Source organism: Streptomyces sp. NBC_01450 (assembly GCF_036227505.1).
GTDB lineage: Bacteria > Actinomycetota > Actinomycetes > Streptomycetales > Streptomycetaceae > Streptomyces.
This window is the reverse complement of record NZ_CP109481.1, coordinates 1,073,567-1,089,501: the sequence shown is the minus strand read 5'-3', so window position 1 is coordinate 1,089,501 and position 15,935 is coordinate 1,073,567. Positions and strand designations below refer to the sequence as shown.

Annotated in this window: 13 protein-coding genes and 1 pseudogene; 7 read left to right on the top strand and 7 right to left on the bottom strand. The window is 66.9% G+C overall.

Annotated elements, in window-relative coordinates; all coding sequences use genetic code 11:
- Window positions 1–90 precede the first annotated feature (90 nt).
- The 3 genes and pseudogenes from OG568_RS61920 to OG568_RS53500 all read left to right on the top strand — a co-directional run.
- Window positions 91–234: pseudogene (locus OG568_RS61920) on the top strand (IS3-like element ISAar4 family transposase); the annotation flags it as partial.
- A 208-nt stretch (window positions 235–442) separates the two neighbouring features.
- Entirely contained in the window at window positions 443–1,513 is a 1,071-nt protein-coding gene (locus OG568_RS53505) for a ferritin-like domain-containing protein (protein WP_329537316.1), read from the top strand.
- Window positions 1,510–2,235 (top strand): CDGSH iron-sulfur domain-containing protein, encoded by a 726-nt coding sequence (locus tag OG568_RS53500; RefSeq protein WP_329536962.1) that lies wholly within the window; start codon window positions 1,510–1,512, stop codon window positions 2,233–2,235. Before OG568_RS53505 ends, OG568_RS53500 begins: the two co-directional genes overlap by 4 nt.
- A 736-nt stretch (window positions 2,236–2,971) precedes the next feature.
- Here the strand turns inward: OG568_RS53500 and OG568_RS53495 are convergent.
- The 7 genes from OG568_RS53495 to OG568_RS53465 all read right to left on the bottom strand — a co-directional run bounded on the left by OG568_RS53495 (window position 2,972) and on the right by OG568_RS53465 (window position 10,002).
- Window positions 2,972–3,643 (bottom strand): ABC transporter permease, encoded by a 672-nt coding sequence (locus OG568_RS53495; RefSeq protein ID WP_329537315.1) that lies wholly within the window; start codon window positions 3,641–3,643, stop codon window positions 2,972–2,974.
- Window positions 3,644–3,812: 169 nt separating this feature from the next.
- Window positions 3,813–4,733 carry an IS3 family transposase gene (locus OG568_RS53490; RefSeq protein ID WP_329537314.1) on the bottom strand — a complete coding sequence of 307 codons (921 nt, stop codon included), beginning with the start codon at window positions 4,731–4,733 and terminating at the stop codon, window positions 3,813–3,815.
- Window positions 4,721–5,008 (bottom strand): transposase, encoded by a 288-nt coding sequence (locus tag OG568_RS53485; protein ID WP_328834852.1) that lies wholly within the window; start codon window positions 5,006–5,008, stop codon window positions 4,721–4,723. The genes OG568_RS53490 and OG568_RS53485 overlap by 13 nt, the downstream gene beginning before the upstream one ends.
- A 35-nt stretch (window positions 5,009–5,043) precedes the next feature.
- Complete coding sequence (locus OG568_RS53480; RefSeq protein WP_329537313.1) at window positions 5,044–6,108, bottom strand: FtsX-like permease family protein; 1,065 nt, start codon at window positions 6,106–6,108, stop codon at window positions 5,044–5,046.
- Between the two features lie 655 nt (window positions 6,109–6,763).
- Complete coding sequence (locus OG568_RS53475) at window positions 6,764–8,434, bottom strand: FAD-binding oxidoreductase (RefSeq protein ID WP_329538277.1); 1,671 nt, start codon at window positions 8,432–8,434, stop codon at window positions 6,764–6,766.
- 26 nt (window positions 8,435–8,460) lie between these two features.
- Window positions 8,461–9,183 (bottom strand): lysophospholipid acyltransferase family protein, encoded by a 723-nt coding sequence (locus OG568_RS53470; protein ID WP_266421211.1) that lies wholly within the window; start codon window positions 9,181–9,183, stop codon window positions 8,461–8,463.
- Between the two features lie 39 nt (window positions 9,184–9,222).
- The gene (locus OG568_RS53465) at window positions 9,223–10,002 is read right to left on the bottom strand and encodes an SDR family NAD(P)-dependent oxidoreductase (protein ID WP_266637670.1); all 780 of its coding nucleotides are present in this window, start codon (window positions 10,000–10,002) and stop codon (window positions 9,223–9,225) included.
- 816 nt (window positions 10,003–10,818) lie between these two features.
- Between OG568_RS53465 and OG568_RS53460 the strand changes: the two genes are divergently transcribed.
- From OG568_RS53460 to OG568_RS53445, 4 genes are all read left to right on the top strand, one after another.
- Window positions 10,819–11,646, top strand: a complete 828-nt coding sequence (locus OG568_RS53460; RefSeq protein WP_266421217.1) for a hypothetical protein — start codon at window positions 10,819–10,821, stop codon at window positions 11,644–11,646.
- A complete protein-coding gene (locus OG568_RS53455) occupies window positions 11,643–13,958 on the top strand; it encodes an HAD-IB family hydrolase (RefSeq protein ID WP_329537312.1) in 2,316 nt (771 codons plus the stop codon). Before OG568_RS53460 ends, OG568_RS53455 begins: the two co-directional genes overlap by 4 nt.
- The gene (locus OG568_RS53450) at window positions 13,958–14,752 is read left to right on the top strand and encodes a ferritin-like domain-containing protein (RefSeq protein WP_266637664.1); all 795 of its coding nucleotides are present in this window, start codon (window positions 13,958–13,960) and stop codon (window positions 14,750–14,752) included. The genes OG568_RS53455 and OG568_RS53450 overlap by 1 nt, the downstream gene beginning before the upstream one ends.
- 436 nt (window positions 14,753–15,188) lie before the next feature.
- A complete protein-coding gene (locus tag OG568_RS53445) occupies window positions 15,189–15,911 on the top strand; it encodes an IS6 family transposase (RefSeq protein ID WP_329538276.1) in 723 nt (240 codons plus the stop codon).
- Window positions 15,912–15,935 lie beyond the last annotated feature (24 nt).

Here is a 15,935-nt window from a genome sequence, read left to right as displayed (position 1 = left end):
AATAGGGTTGCCCTGAACAGGAAACGAAGAAGCAAGCAGTGGCGCCACCCAGCATGTATTCACCGGAGTTCCGCGAGGAAGCGTGCGACTTACCTGACCCGCGAGGCCGCTCGGCAGGACATCACCCGCTACATCGAATTCCGGTACAATCGCAAACGCCCCCATTCGGCCGTGGTTTACCGCCCTCCGTGCGAAGTCCACACCGAGTATGAGAAGTTGCGAATCTCCGCGTGAAATAGACAGTCAGACGCCTGTCCGGAAAACGCGAGGCCCCTCAGGAGTTGTCACAGATCGTATGGCTGCGCGGTCTTGGTTGATGATCTGACAGCAACGTATGCCGCGGCGGGCGGAACGGTGTCCCTGCCGTCATCACCGCGCGGCAACGCTTCTTGCGCGCCGACGTGCTTGCTCGTCCCCCTCGACAGCTGAAGTGAGACCATCCATGAATCACCCGGAACAGCTCGAGATCGCCGAGGTGCCTTCGACCGCACGGATCGCCGCACTCGAAAGCCTTCGGGAGCATCTGCAGTGGGCGATCGAACTGGAACACGCCACTTTGCCGCCCTATCTCTGCGCGCTCTACTCGCTCGAACCGTCGCGGAACCCGGATGCCGTTCAGGTGATAGCCGGCGTCTTCGTCGAGGAGATGATCCACCTGTCGCTGGCGGCGAACCTCCTCAACGCGGTCGGCGGGCAGCCTCGCCTGGACACGCCGCAGATGCTGCCTCGCCACCCCCGGCCCCTGCCGCACGGCGACCGCTCCCTGGAGTTGTCACTCGTCCCGTACGGCGCGGAGGCACTGGAGATGTTTCTCCGCCTCGAACAGCCGGCGCTGCCTGGTGCTCCGGCCGAGGGCGACAACTACGAGACGATCGGTCAGTTCTACGACGCGATAGAGGAAGGACTGCGTCACCTGTGCGCCGAAATCGGCGAGCGGGAGGTCTTCTGCGGTGACCCGGCTCGCCAGGTCACCGCCGGCCCTTTCCTCCACACCGGCGGACAACTGGCTGCGATCACCGATCTCGCCTCGGCCCTGACGGCGCTGGAGGAAATCGTCGAGCAGGGCGAAGGTACGGCACGCGGCGAAGTCTGGGACGGCGACCAGGACATCTTCCACCCCGAGCGCGACGAGGTCTCGCACTACTACCGCTTCCAGGAGCTCAAGTTGGGCCGGCGATACCGGCGCGGTGACACGCCGCAGTCCGGCCCCACGGGTGCAGCGGTCGCGGTCGACCTCGCCCACGTCCGCCCGATGCGCCCCAATCAGCGCATGGCGGATCACCCTGTGGGCAGTCCGATCCGTACCGCCCAGGAGGAGTTCAACCGGACGTACTGCGGACTGCTCCATCTCCTGGATCAGGCCTTCAACGGCAGTCCGAAATCACTCGGGGCCGCGACCGGCATGATGTATGCGCTCAAGGCGCAGGCGCAGGGCCTGATGGAGATGCCCGACGCGGACGGCACCACGGCCGGCCCGACTTTCGAGTACGTCGCCCCCGAGTCCCGCCGGTGAACGGCGACGAGCGGCGCCGGATCGTCGTACTCGACAATGGCCCGTACGTGGTCTACGGGCGGATCCCGCTGAGACGCAAACGCAAGATCGTGTCCGAGCAGGACGATTCACTGGGCTGGGAAACACGTGAGACCCTCCAGACCGAGGAAATCTACGTGCTGTGCCGCTGCGGACGCTCGGGTTCGAAACCGTTCTGCGACGGGACTCACGCCGTGATCGGCTTCGACGGCACGGAGTCGGCGGATGTCCGTCCCTACGAGGAAGTGCAGCACGTTCACGACGGAGTGGGCATCTCAGCCCAGCGAGTCGGCGAGCTGTGCATCCACGCCGCCTTCTGCATCGGCCGCACCAGGCCGATCGCCGAGATGCTCGCCGACACCGACGACAGCGACGTACGTTCCAACGTCATGGGACGGATCGGCGACTGCCCGTCCGGGTCGTACAGCTACGCCCTTCAGCGCGACGGCAACCCGATCGAGCCCGACCTTCCGCAGGCGATCTCGGTCCTCGAGGAGGAGAACGATCAGGCCAGCGCGTTGTGGGTCACTGGCGGAGTGCCTGTGTTCAGGGCGGACGGTCAGCCACTGGAGACCCGCATCAGGATGACGCTGTGCCGCTGCGGCCACTCAGACAACAAGCCACTCTGCGACGGGACCCACCGCAAGATCGGGTTCCGCGATGAGAACACCGTGTCCGGAGGCACGCCCGAGTCCGACACATAGGGGCTTTGGCCCCTGGGGCCTTGACCCAAGGCCAGGTACTCACACAGCGTCAGGTGAACTGGCAGTTCACCACCCACGACGCACGCATCAAACTGCGCCACCTCTACCCCAGAAATTAGCCGCGACAGTCTACAAGGGACTGCCGTTGTAGGTTTTGGCCGTGGTGGTCCGATCAACTGCCTTGGTGGCCATCGTGTCGAAGGCGGTGCTACGACTCTCGGCGACGCCGATATGCAGCCACAGGGCTGAGCGACGCCTTGCAAGCCGCAAGGACGGTGCCCGACTTGGTGGCATTGCCGATGTGCGAGAAGCCGTACCCGTCCAGCCGCTGAAGTGCGGGCCGGAGCAAGCGATCTCACCCCCGCCATTGTCGGAGCGGACGCCGGAGGTCGTTGTCGACAGTGTGAACAGTGTGGTTCCGCTCTCGAACCCACCGTTGGTCATCACAGTTGCGACCACCGGCAGCGGGGACCGTCTTTCTTGAGTTGAGGCAAGTTCAACTCCCTGTATGCGGGCCCGGCATGGTCTTCGTGGCAGACAAGTCGGTGAAGTGACGGATCTGCGGGGGATCGGATGGCCTGCCTTCCGAAGCGAGGAGACCTGCCGTCTACCCGGCCTGCTGCTGATCATTCGAGAGGTGGCAGAGCTTTGGTACTGGTGGCGCGGCTTACCGAGCCTGCCGGACGATTCGCTGTGCCGGGCCGCCATGGATCCCCCTGCCGGGGATGGAGATCGCTCACTCGTAGCGGAGGTTCTGTGGGTACGAGGACCGCCAGAGTGTGGGGAGTGTCAGCATGGTCACCGCCACGCTGGCGACAGCGCCGATGCCAGCTATCACCAGCATACTGCTCCAGTCGTACACCGCTGTCTTGCCGATGAGACTGAGCAGTGCGCTACCGAGGGTGGTTCCCACCAGCCCTGCGACGAGTAGTCCCATCGCGACTGGCAATGCGGTCTGCCAGAGGATCGAGCAGCTGAGGGTGCGCCGCGGGGTGCCGAAGGCGACGAGTACAGCCAGGACGCGCTTGCGGTCCCGGAGCTGTTCGAGGGCCCCGAGCAGCATGCTTGCCGCGATCAGCAGCAGAACGGCGGTCACGCCGGCCAACAGGGCCCGCCTGATCCCGTCGAGGGCCGTGTCGCTCTTCGCCTGTGTGGGGAAATCGATGGTGAAGGAAGGGTCCAGCCGGGCGGCTGTCGTGCGAAGCCGGTCTTGGATGTCTTCGCTGAACGCCGAGTACCTGATGCTGATGGTGCTGACAGCGTGTGTCATCGCCGTGGAGCCGGCCGCCTGGGGAGTGGCGAGCAGCATCTTCTCGGGGAACTCGCCGTGCAGACTGCTGCTCTTCGCCTCGGCGGAGGTGGTGATGTGCGGCACCTTCCACAGGGGGCCGTTCAGGTCTATGCGCATCGTCCTGCCCGACGTCCATACGGTCGTGTCGGCAGCACCGTCCGTGCCGTGGGGGGTGACGGCGAAGGCGTCCCCATCCGTGCATGTGGGGAGCGAGGCAAGCAGCCTCAGTTGGGCGCATCCGGCGACGCGGACCGTCTGTCAATCCCCTCGAATCGTGGAGACCTTCCTATGCAGCCAGCCCCTCACCGAGGCTGGCCCAGTAGTCGTGTTCGTAGTCGATCGGGCTCTTGAAGCCGCACACGCTGTGTAGCCGACGGCTGTTGTAGAAGTCGGTGATCCAGGTCGCGATCCGGATCCGGGCCTCGGTGCGTGTGGCGAAGGCGTGCCGGTGGACGTACTCGACCTTCAGCACGCTGTTGAACGCCTCGCTGACGGCATTGTCGAAGCACGAGCCGACCCGGCCCATGGACTGGAAGACGCCCAGCCGGCGACAGGCCCGGCGGAACCTCCGAGAGCCGTACTCGCTGCCGCGGTCCGTGTGGAAAATGACACCGCGGACGTCCCCGCCGCGGGTCGCCGCGGCCATGTGTAGAGCGGCGACGACCAGTTCGGCATCGTGACGGGCACCCATCGCATAGCCGAGCAGGCGGCGGGAGAACAGATCGATGACCGTGGCCAGGTACAGCTTGCCCTCACCGGTTTCGATCTCCGTCATGTCCCCGCACCAGACCAGGTCGGGTGCCTCGGCGGTGAAGTCGCGGCGCACGAAGTCCGGGGCGGCCGGCCGTTTGCCCGGCCGGGTCAGCCCCCGCCGTCTGCGCACCTTCCGCGCGACCAGGCCCAGCTCGGCCATGATCTTCGCGATGGTGTTCACAGAGACCCGCCAGCCCTGCCTCACCAGCCTGATCCAGATCTTCGGCGAGCCATAGGTGCCGCCGGACGTGTCGAACTCTCCCTTCACCGCTTCGAGCAGGTGCTGTCTGCGCAGCTCACGCCTGGTGGGCTGACGGGTGCGGTGTTTGTAGAACCACGACTCGCTCACGCCCAGGGCGCGGCAGGAGACGCGGTGCGAAATGCCGTGCTCGGTCCTGAAGTCGCTGATCACCCCGACGACGGACGCCGGGTCCGCCACGGCTACTTCACCCACAGGACCATGCAGCGTTTGAGGACATCACGCTCCATGACCAGTTCCTTGTTGTCCCGCTTGAGCTGGGCGTTCTCCCGCCGCAACCGCTCCAGCTCGTCACTCCCGCCGGCCAGTGCGGTCCCTGACCGACGGGCACGGGAGACCCAGCTCGCCAGGGTGGTCTCGTTGATCCCCAGGTCCTCGGCGACCTCGGCGATCGTCTTGCCGGTCTCCGTGACGATCCGCACAGCCCCCTCACGGAACTCCGGATCGAACTTCCGTCGCTTCTCCGCCATGACTCCCAACTTCCCCTGCAGTCACGGTCTTCACGCTACGAGGGGAGGGACACCCTGGTGAGCTGATCCAGGATCCAGGGGAGAACGGCGGTCACGCCGATGAGCAACGCCAGCATTCCGACAACGACCAGGACGATGCTGGTGGCGTCGGGTATGTCAGATCCGTCCCCCACGGATGTTCGGAGCAGAAGCAGGCCGAGTACGGGCACGGCGATGCGCCACCACAGCCGTCTCGTGGCACCACCGGAATGACGAACCACCCCGAGGGGTTCGACAGCCACCCCGTTCATCGCCAGCCTCGTGACGGCGAGAGACAACCCAACTACGCCGGCCACCGTGAGCGCCGCCAGGACAGGTTCCGGGGTGAGATCCACAGTGAACACACTGAGCCCCTGCAGGTCCACCAGCTCGATGAACTGGCGGCCGATCATGAACAGGACTGCGCCCAGAACGACGCCGATCAGCGCGCTGGCCAGCGTCTCACCTGCGGCGATACGGGCTGTCATCCGACGGTCCGCGCCTACCAACCGTAGCGCGGCCAGCCGCCGGTCGCGGTGTTCGCCGCCGAACCGGACGGCTGCGGCGATGAACACCGCGACCGGTGCGAGCAGTACGACTATGCCGACCACGCTCAGCAGCACGAGCTCGGGGGCGAGAGGTTTCTCCGAGTAGACCTTGCCGAAGTGGTCCAGCCGACGAGCTCCTGCGACATCGTCCGCCATGTGCTCGCCGCCCAAGTAGAAGACGTACTCGCCGGGTCCGAGCAGGCCCCCATCTGCGACTTCGCCCGTGATGGGATGGTCGAGGCGCTCGCGCAGCAAGTCACTCCCGGGCGCGGCCAACAGCTTCCGGAGCGCCGGCGACACGACCATCTCCCCAGCACGCGGAAAACGGGTGACTCCGGGAGGCAGCAGCGCCGCAGGCCCCTCGGGTTCCAGCATCCTTCCCCGGATTTCCCTGCCTCGGAACACAGTGTCGATATCACTGACCAACACTGTCCTGCGCGAGGGCGTGACGACCCGGTCGTCGAGATTGGTGTCGATCCGGTGGTGAATCCGTTCGTCACGGTGGTATCTGGCGGTGGGCACGCACGAGGCCACCAGCAGCAGGGCGACCCCCAGTCCGATGCCTGCGGCCATCAGGACGGTGCGCACCAATCCGTCCCGGCCGCCGGTCACGGCGAGCCGTGCTCCGAAACTGAGAGCACGAAGACTTCCGAATCGCCGTCGGCGACTCGGAGCTGACGGGGGGGCGGTCTGTCGTGCATTCTGCCGACGTGGGTTCACTGGCATCCTCTCGTGCTGGGCGCGGAGCGCCGACGGCCAAGCCCCTGGGCCATGGGGTGACAAGCCACCCAAGGTGTGCCCGCCAGGACAGTGTGCAGGACAGTGTGAAGGACCGATGCCTGAGGCTTCTGGCCCACAGGCCACGCTGTACAGCAGCTCACCTTGTGCGCATCGAGGCATGCAGCAGCCGGCGACCAAGAGCGCCGCCTGGCATGCTCCTGACCATACACTGAGGGTATAGATGTTGTTGTGAAGCTTGCAGTGCTTGTGTGGCGCTTCTATCGACCATGGGTTCAACAGGGCGTTGCCAAGTTGACTGGGGGTGTCTGGCTGATGGGTGCGCCAGGGTGTGGTGGGGCCGGGTGACTGGTCTTGGCTCAGGCTGCCGTGGGCAGGGTGGTGACGCCGGTGATGCGGTCCCGGACGGCGAAGCGGGCGGTTGACAATGCCCCGGCAGACCTTGCGGCGCTCAGACCACGATCTTGCGCGGGTTGAAGTTGCCGCCCGGGTCGGCAGCGTCGAAGAGGCCCGCCATGACCGCGACGCCCTGCGCCGAGATGTCCTCCTCCAGCCACGGCGCGTGCTCCAGTCCCACCCCGTGGTGGTGCGAGATGGTGCCGCCGGCGTCGATGAACGCCTGCTGGATCGCGCGCTTGACCGTGTCGTACTCGCCGAGCGGGTCGTCACCGAACACGAAGGCGAAAGTGAAGTAGAGGCAGGCTCCAGAGTGGTACGAGTGCGACATGTGCGACATCGTCCAGCCCGTGTGGCCGATCTTCTCGTAGGCACGGTCGGCCGCCTCGTAGACCGCCGCGTGGATGCCACGCAGCTTCGACCACGGACCGGCGGTCTCGCTCACGTCGCCGGCGGCACCGCGGTCGAGCAGGAAGTCGCGGATGTACGGCGTGTCGAATTTCTTCTGGTCGTAGAGCGCACCCGGGCCCTTGCCGACGCCGATGCCGTGATGCTTGCGCACGATCCGGTCGACGAGCGACTTCTGCCGTTTCGCGTGAGCCTCGCCGCCCTCGAAGCCGATGAAGGAGAGACACATCTCGTCGAGGTCCCAGCCACGCCTCTTGAGATACGCCATGAGGCCGGCCTGCGCCTTCTTCTGAATGCCCTTCGACTCCTTGCCCGTCGCCAGCGAGAAGCCCGTCTCGTGCGCGTCCGAGATACGGGTGACCGAGGGCGAGACGTCGCTCTCGGCGATCTCCTGCATCGCGGCGAGGCCGTGGTCGAGATTCTTGAAGAAGTAGGCGTAGATGGCACGCTTCTCGGGGAGCCGGCGCACCTGCACCGTGACCTCGGTGATGACGCCGAGCCGCCCCTCCGAGCCCACCACCATCTCCCGCACGCTCGGCCCGGTCGACGCACTCGGAACGGCACGGATCACGAGGACCCCACCGGCCCGCACGACACGCAGTCCCTTGACGATGTCCGCGATGTCGCCGTACTTGTCCGACTGCATGCCGGACGAGCGCGTGGCGACCCACCCGCCGAGCGTCGAGTGGGTGAACGAGTCGGGGAAGTGCCCCATCGTCCAGCCGTCCCGGTTGAGTTGAGCCTCAAGATCGGGGCCCAGCGCTCCGGCCTGGATGCGCGCCAGGCCGGAGTCGGCGTCGATCTCCAGCACCCGGTTGAGGCGGCCGAGGTCGAGCGAGACGACCACCCGCGACTCGTCCGGGTGCGGTTCGAGGCTGCCCGCGATATTGCTGCCTCCCCCAAAGGGGATGATCACGGCGTCCGCCTCGACGGCCGCGTCGACGACGCTTTGCACCTCCGCCTCGTCGGCCGGGTAGACGATCACATCGGGACTGCGCGCGATCTCGCCGGCTCGGATCCGGACCAGGTCACGCAGGCTCTTGCCGTACGTGTGGACGACCCGGGACAGGTCGTCGACGACGGTGTTCTCTGCTCCGACGATGCCGCTCAGGACGGTGACGAACTCCTCCGGTGCCGTCGAATCCGGCACCTTCAACTGCGAGAAGTCGGGCCGTTCGGTGCGCTCTCCCGCCAAGAGGTCGAGACCGACGGCCTTCTGTACGAACGGCGCGAACCCGGGCTTGTCCTCGTGATGGAAGCCGACGCCTTCTACGCCCCAGCCCCACCACTTCATGTGTTTCACCTCACCGGTGCGCATCGCGTCGGTGCGGCGGGGGGATTCGGTCACGAACGGTCTCCTTCAAGTACACGACGGGAGGTGGTATTCGAGCCGAGGATATGGTCGGAGTGCTCCTCGGCCAGGGCGACGATCGCCGAGCGGATGCGTTCGGTGAAGTCGCTCCTCAACTCCCCGGGATGGGCAGTGAGCGGTTCGCCGAAGACAACCCCGACCGGCAGGCGGCCCGGTTTCGGCCAATTCGATCCGCGAGGATGCGCCGCATGCGCGCCGATGACCGCGACGGGGAGCACCGGCACCTCGGCCGACGAGGCGAGCGCCGCCACCCCCGGCTTGAACGCCCCGAGCGATCCGTCGCGCGAGCGGGTACCTTCGGGAAAGATCAGGAGCGGCACTCCCCGGTTCAGCAAAGCCTTGGCGCTCACTCCGCGCGTGTTCGCTCCGCTGCGGTCGACCGGGAAGGCGTTGAAGAAGAGAGCCGTGAGGCCGCGCCGCCGCCACACGTCGAAGAAGTAGTCGGCGGCGGCTCCCACCGCGAGGTAGCGCGCCAATCGGCGGGGCAGCGCGCCCATGATGAGTGGTGTGTCGAGGTGCGAGCTGTGATTGGCGACGACGACATAGGCGTCCTCGACGTTCTCCAAGCGCTCGCGCCCCAGTACCGTGACGCTGGTCACGCTCCAGACGACGGGCTTCAACAGCCCCCGCTGCGCGACGAAACGCGCCGCGGCGTGAGAGCGTGACGTGAAACGGTCGCGCATCGTCGCAGGCATCCGCTTCCTTCCGGTGCGGGCTCGCCCGCACTGATTCTTTCAGTGAGTGAGACTGTCGTTGCGGCTGGAGGAGATCCGTCGCGAGATCCACCGCACCGTGTGGCGCGGAAGGTGACGTGTGAACCAGATGAGCAACCGGTACCGGAAGCTCGGCATGGAGATCACCCGTCCGCGGCGCACGTCGCGCAGACTCGCCTCGACGAGTCGTTCGGCGTCGAGCCAGAGGAAGTTCGGAATGCTCGACGACCGGATTCCGGCCCGCATGTGGAATTCCGTGCGGACCCAGCCCGGACAAAGGGCCGTCACGGTTACGCCCGTTCCATGGAGCTCGTTCGCCAGCCCCTCCGTGAGCGAGGTCACGAAGGCCTTGACCGCCGAATAACTCCCCATCGTGACGAACCCAGCCGTGCTCGACACATTGACGATCGCACCGTGTCCGCGTTCACGCATGGCCCGCCCAGCGGCGCCGGCGAGCACCAGCACCGCGCGCCCCATGACCTCGATCGCCCGGTCGTGCGGAGCGGTGTCGGCCGAGGTTATCGGCGCGTGCACGCCGAAACCGGCGTTGTTCACGAGCATGTCCACCGGACGGGCGGGGTCCTCCAGCCGGGCGACGACACGCTCGACGTCGGCGCGATCGGACAGGTCGGCGGGCAGTACCTCGACGGCACGGCCCCGGGACTCGAGCTCGACCGCCATCCGGCCGAGCCGCTCCCTGTCGCGCGCCACCAGGACAAGGTCCCATCCACGGTCCGCCAGAGCGCGCGCGAACGCCGCTCCGATACCCGACGTAGCGCCGGTGACAAGTGCGACCCCCATACGGCTCAGCACAGTTTCATATGCCATCCACTTGACATCCGAGTTCCCCGCTCACAGCTATTACGTGGGGTGGCGAGCGGGTGCACGTCGCCGAGCCCGACACCGGCCTTCCGAGTTCGCCGACCGACGAGCCAACTCAGGTGAATCGCTACGGTCGTGCAGCAGCCGACGGCTGAGTCCTCGCGCATGACACACCTTTCATTACTCGGCTCATTCCCTTAGACCGGGCACGCATCCGTCTTGTGACACCAGATTCCGCACGTGCTCATACGGACTCAGGAATCGCCCTCTGACCTCGATCCGTCAGCTGGGGCGGGTAGTTGATCGGCTCGGCGGTTCGCCCGTAATGTCCTCTGCCGTTCGAGAGTGGGCCGTCGCGTGACGCTGCGGGTGCGCCGGGGTTCCACGTCTCCCGGGCTGGTGCGGTCCTCTCCTTTTCGGTCCTCGTTGGGGCGGATGTGGGTGGTCAGGTGATGGCTGGGAGGGCGGTCAGTCGTCCAAGGCGGTGGTGAACGCGTCGGCCCATGGCCAGGTGTGTTCGATCCGCGGCCATCGGCGACGGGCGTGTTTCGCGAGGCGGGCCGGGAGGTGGTAGAGCCGGAAGCACATGGTGTCCGGTACGACCTAGACACTCGCATCCATGCAGGTCAGCGGCACCTTTCTGCTACCGGGGCGTCAGATAACCCAATTTAGGCCTCAGGCCACGTGTCACACATGCGCCGGTTGCTCGGTCTGACGTGACGGCCCCCGACAGTTTTTCGCACGTTCCGGGGCCTCTGCAGAGTCCCCCCAACTCCCGCCCCAGAAAGCCGGCGCATGAACTCAAACGACGAGGCGACGACCGCGCCGCCCGAGACAGCGGGCTTCGACGTGCGTGAGTTCGCCCGTACGGCACACGGCAGCCACCGCGAAACGCTCGATCTCGGGGCGCTCGCCGAAGAGCCGCTCGACGCCGAATCCGTCCGGCTCGTCCGCGCGCTGCGCGACATGGAACGTGCGACGCTGCCCCGCATGAGCGACCTGCTGCTCACCGCGACTCACAGGGACGCCCGGGTCACCGCGTTCCTCACCACGTGGATGTTCGAGAGGTTCTGGATCGCCGACGCCCTCGACGCCGTCCTGGATGCCTCTCCCGCCACCCGCGACCTCCCTTCGAGCGCCGGTCCGGCACGGTGGGTACTGGCGGAGCGCCGCAAGCGCCGTGGCCCGATCCGTCACGCCCTCATCGCCAACATCACTGGTACGCAGATCGTCGCCGCACACGTGACGACGGGCCTCGTGGACGAATGGATCACGCAGGCGGCCTACCGGCGGCTGGCCGGCGCCTCCCGCGTCATGGCGTCGATCATCAACCCCGTGGTGGAGATCAAGCATCGTCACATCCACTTCCTCGCCGAGGAGACGGAACGGCGACTCCGATGCTCGGCCCGCGCCCGGCGCATCACCCGTCGCGCCCTCCGGCACGCCGCCTGGCCGCTCGGCTCGGTCGATCGCTCCAAGCACGAGCGAACCTTCTTCGAACGCCATGTCTTCGGCGACCAGAGCGGACGGGCCGAGGCGGGCCGTATCCGCGCGATGGTCGCCGCGCTCCCCGGCATCCGTCCCGGTGTCGCATCCACCGTGGAATCGAGGCTCCTTCCGTGACACTGCACAACGCGAAGACCGAACTCGGCAACGCGCACGTCCTGTTGACGGGCGTGACCGGCTTCGTCGGGCAGGCCGTCCTTGAGCGGCTGCTCACCGATCACCCCGCCACCCACATCTCGCTCCTCGTGCGCGGGAAGGGCACCCAGACCGGGCAGGACCGACTCCAGCACCTTCTGCGCAAACCCGTGTTCGAGCGCTGGCGGGATGCCGTGGGCGCCGAAGAGGCGGAGCGCATCGTCCGTGAGCGGATCACCGTGCTCAACGGCAGCATGACCAGCATTCCCGAACTGCCTTCCCACCTCGACGTCGTCATCCACTCGGCGTCGACCGTCTCGTTCGACCCGCCCATCCACGAGGCGTTCGACACGAACGTCAACGGCACCGTAAACCTCTACGAGGCCCTGCTCGCCTCCGGATCCGACCCGCACGTCGTCCATGTGTCGACCTGCTACGTCGGGGGACTGCGTCGCGGCGTGGTGCCCGAGGCCAAGCTCGAGCACGACGTCGACTGGCGCACCGAGTGGACCTTGGCGACACAGACCCACGAGCGCACCGAACTCACCTCGCGGGAGCCGGCGATGCTCGAGCGTTTCATGTCCCGCGCCCGCGGAAACCACGGCAAGGAGGGCCCGATCGCGGCGGCCCGCGCCAGCGAGGACGCGCGGCGCGAGTGGGTGCGTTCCCAGCTCGTCTCCGCCGGCCGGCGGCGCGCGCAGAGTCTGGGGTGGACCGACGTCTACACGCTGACGAAGGCACTCGCGGAACGTGCCGCGGAAGACCTCTGGGGCGAGGCCGGACACCGGCTTTCGGTGGTCCGGCCCTCGATCATCGAGAGCGCCCTCCAGCATCCGTTCCCCGGCTGGATCGACGGCTTCAAGGTCGCCGATCCGCTGATCTTCGCCTACGGTCGCGGCCAACTGCCGGACTTCCCGGGGCTGCCCGACTCGATCCTCGATGTCATCCCCGTCGACTTCGTCGTCAACGCCATGCTGGCCGCGGCGGCCAACCCGACACCTGTCGACGAGCCGAAGTACTTCCACATCGCCTCGGGCGCGTCGAATCCGCTGCCCTTCCACCGCATGTACGAGAACGTACGCGACTACTACACGCAGCACCCGCTGCCCAAGGGCGACGGATTCGTCAAAGTACCGACCTGGAAGTTCTCGGGCGAGCGCAAGTTCAACCGAGGTCTGCTGCTGGCGAAGAGAAAGGCCGACCTGTGGGACGCCGCTCTGCGGCTGATGCCGAACGACGAGCGTAAGCGCGCTCTCGCGGCCGACAACGCCAAGCTGCGCGCCGGCATCGCCACCCTCAGTAACTTCATCGACCTCTACCGCGCGTATGCGCAGACCGAGATCATCTTCGACGACCGCAACGCCCGCGCGCTGAACAACGCGCTTCCGGCCGCGATGCGCGAGGACCGCGGCTTCGATGTGGAGCGGATCGACTGGGAGGAGTACCTGCAGAAGGTGCACCTCCCCGCCATCAGCGAGCTGACAGCGGCCTACCGTCGCCGGAAGGCCGCGACCGCCCGGTCGGCGAACGCCCACCCGAAACGCGAACTGCCGCAGCGTACCGACGTGCTCGCCGTCTTCGACCTCGAACGGACCGTCGTCGACTCCAACATCGTCGAGCAGTACCTCTGGGTACGCACCTCGGGCTTCCGTAAGGCGGCCTGGCCGAAGGAGGCAGCGGACCTGCTCGCCTCGCTGCCCGGCTACCTCCGGGCCGAGAAGCGTGACCGCGGCGAATTCATCCGTGCGTTCCTGCGCCGCTACCGCGGCATGCCCATCGCCCGTCTCGAGGAGGTCGTGAGGCGCGGCTACGCCGACACGATGCTGCGGCACACGAGCGCGGACGCCCTGGAGCGCATCCGCGAGCACCGTGCGGCGGGTCACCGCACCGTCCTGGTCACCGGCTCCATCGGCCTTCTCGCCTCTCCGCTCGCCGACCTGTTCGACGAGGTCGTCGGGAGCTCCATGCACATGAAGGACGGTGTGCTCACCGGCTACCTCGCGAAGCCGCCGCTCGTCGACGAGGCGAGGGCCGCGTGGCTCCGCCGGTACGCCGAGGAGGGCGGCTACGACCTCGCGGCCTCCTACGGCTACGGCGACAGCCACTCCGACCTGCCGTGGCTGTCGCTGCTGGGCAAGCCCTCGGCGATCAACCCCGACGCCGAACTGGCCCGCGAATCGCACAAGAGGAACTGGAACATCTACCGCTGGAAGAGCGGCGGTTCGGGGGTGCGCCGCGACGTCATCGCGGCACGGGCGACGATTCCGACGCGCACCGACGAGAAGAGTGACTGATGGCTTTCGACATAGACAAGTACACGAAGAACTCCACCGGCGTGCAGTGGGCCGACCTCGACTTCGACGAGTTCGAGCGCGACCCGCTGTCCGAGGAGACGCTGCGCACACTGCGCTACATGTGCGACGTCGAGTACCACACGGTCTGCTACATGCGTAACCTGCTGACGACCCCGTCTCACAACGAGCCCGCGGTGGGCGCTTTCATGACGATGTGGAACCGCGAGGAGTTCTGGCACGGCGAAGCGCTCGCGGCCGTGCTGGGGCGCCACAGCATCCGAGTCGACTTCGACGAGCTCAAGGCGACCCGACTGAAGCTCGGCTGGAGGGATCGCTTGGCGCCGGTGAAGCTGACGGCGATAGGTCGACTGGTCGGAAACGACTTCGTCGCCGTGCACATGGCGTGGGGCGCGGCGAACGAGTGGGCGGCGACAGCGGCGTACCACCGGCTCGCGGCGCTGGAGACCCACCCGGTGCTGGTACCGCTGCTGAGGCGGATCGCGCAGCAGGAGACGAAGCACGTCGCGTTCTACGCGTCGCAGGCGCGTGACCGGCTCGCGGCAAGCAAGAAGGCCCGCGTGATCGCCCGCTTTGCGCTCGAGAAGGCCTGGGGCCCGGTCGGCTCGGGCGTCATGTCCGAGGACGAGGTCACCCACGTCATGACGCACCTCTTCGCGGGTTCCGAGGGCCGCAAACTCATCCGCGACATCGACTCGCACATCGCGAAGCTGCCGGGTATGGACGGGCTGCGCATAGTCGAGGACTCCATGGACAACCGCGGCATCGCTGCCTGACGCCGCTGGCAGAACGGTTTCGGTCACCGAGGGCATGACTTGGCACCACCATCGGTCGCGGACCGGGCCCGCTGAACTCGCCCACCGGCCCTGGGCCCAGCGGGCCATGACAGCACGTCGCACGTCACGCCCCACCGTGAGGAGACCGCCCTCCTCGTTCAAGGCTGCCTGGAGCTCCTTGACCGCTGCCTGGGGAAGGTGTCTCACACGCCCACTGTTGGGCCGGTACCGAAGGTGGTATGTGCCACGCGGTCCGCGTGCTCCCCGATGACGGTCGTCAGATGACGACGATGCCGCACCTTCCCGCACGCCCCCTCCGCACAAGCTCTGCGGAGCCGGGGAGGCCGCGTCGTCCGACACAAGGGGCAAAAAGGCACTGTCACGTTGGCTGACTGGGTGGGATGATCTCTGTGTTGATCATGCTGGGAGGGGATCGCTGGTGTCGCCTGTGCCGTCGGCGTACAAGGGTCACCGGTACCCGGTCGAGGTGATCTCCCACTGCGTGTGGCTGTATTTCCGCTTCCCTCTGTCCTACCGCGAGGTCGAGGAGCTGATGCTCCAGCGCGGCGTGATCGTCTCCCACGAAACGATCCGCCGCTGGTGCGCCAAGTTCGGCCAGGCCTACGCGAACGGACTGCGCCGCCGCCGTACCCGGCCCGGCGACAAGTGGCATCTGGACGAGGTGTTCATCAAGATCAACGGGGTACGAAAGTACCTGTGGCGGGCCGTCGACCAGGACGGCAACGTGCTCGACATCCTCGTACAGAACCGGCGGGACAAGGCGGCGGCCAGACGGTTCTTCCGTCGTCTGATGAAGAAGACCCGGGCGGTGCCGAGGGTGATCGTCACCGACAAGCTGCGTTCCTACGGCGCGGCCCACCGCGAGGTCATGCACTCGGTGGAGCACCGCTCCCATAAGGGACTGAACAACCGGGCCGAGAACTCCCACCAGCCCACCAGGCAACGCGAACGCGCGATGAAGGGCTTCCGCTCCGTCGGCGCGGCTCAGCAGTTCCTGTCCGCATTCAGCGGCATCTCACCCCACTTCCGACCCCACCGCCACCTGATGACCGCATCCCAACACCGAGCCGAAATGACCATCCGCTTCGCCATCTGGGACCAGATCACCGGCGCTGCCAGCCGGCCCACCATGGCCTGACCACAGGCCGGCACCCGGGCCCCA

Excerpts from the sequence above, each read along its gene's own strand:
- OG568_RS53505 (WP_329537316.1), top strand. The coding sequence starts at position 443 with ATGAATCACCCGGAACAGCTCGAGATCGCCGAGGTGCCTTCGACCGCA.
- OG568_RS53495 (WP_329537315.1), bottom strand. The coding sequence starts at position 3,643 with ATGCGCATAGACCTGAACGGCCCCCTGTGGAAGGTGCCGCACATCACC.
- OG568_RS53485 (WP_328834852.1), bottom strand. The coding sequence starts at position 5,008 with ATGGCGGAGAAGCGACGGAAGTTCGATCCGGAGTTCCGTGAGGGGGCT.
- OG568_RS53475 (WP_329538277.1), bottom strand. The coding sequence starts at position 8,434 with ATGCGCACCGGTGAGGTGAAACACATGAAGTGGTGGGGCTGGGGCGTA.
- OG568_RS53470 (WP_266421211.1), bottom strand. The coding sequence starts at position 9,183 with ATGCCTGCGACGATGCGCGACCGTTTCACGTCACGCTCTCACGCCGCG.
- OG568_RS53465 (WP_266637670.1), bottom strand. The coding sequence starts at position 10,002 with ATGGGGGTCGCACTTGTCACCGGCGCTACGTCGGGTATCGGAGCGGCG.
- OG568_RS53460 (WP_266421217.1), top strand. The coding sequence starts at position 10,819 with ATGAACTCAAACGACGAGGCGACGACCGCGCCGCCCGAGACAGCGGGC.
- OG568_RS53450 (WP_266637664.1), top strand. The coding sequence starts at position 13,958 with ATGGCTTTCGACATAGACAAGTACACGAAGAACTCCACCGGCGTGCAG.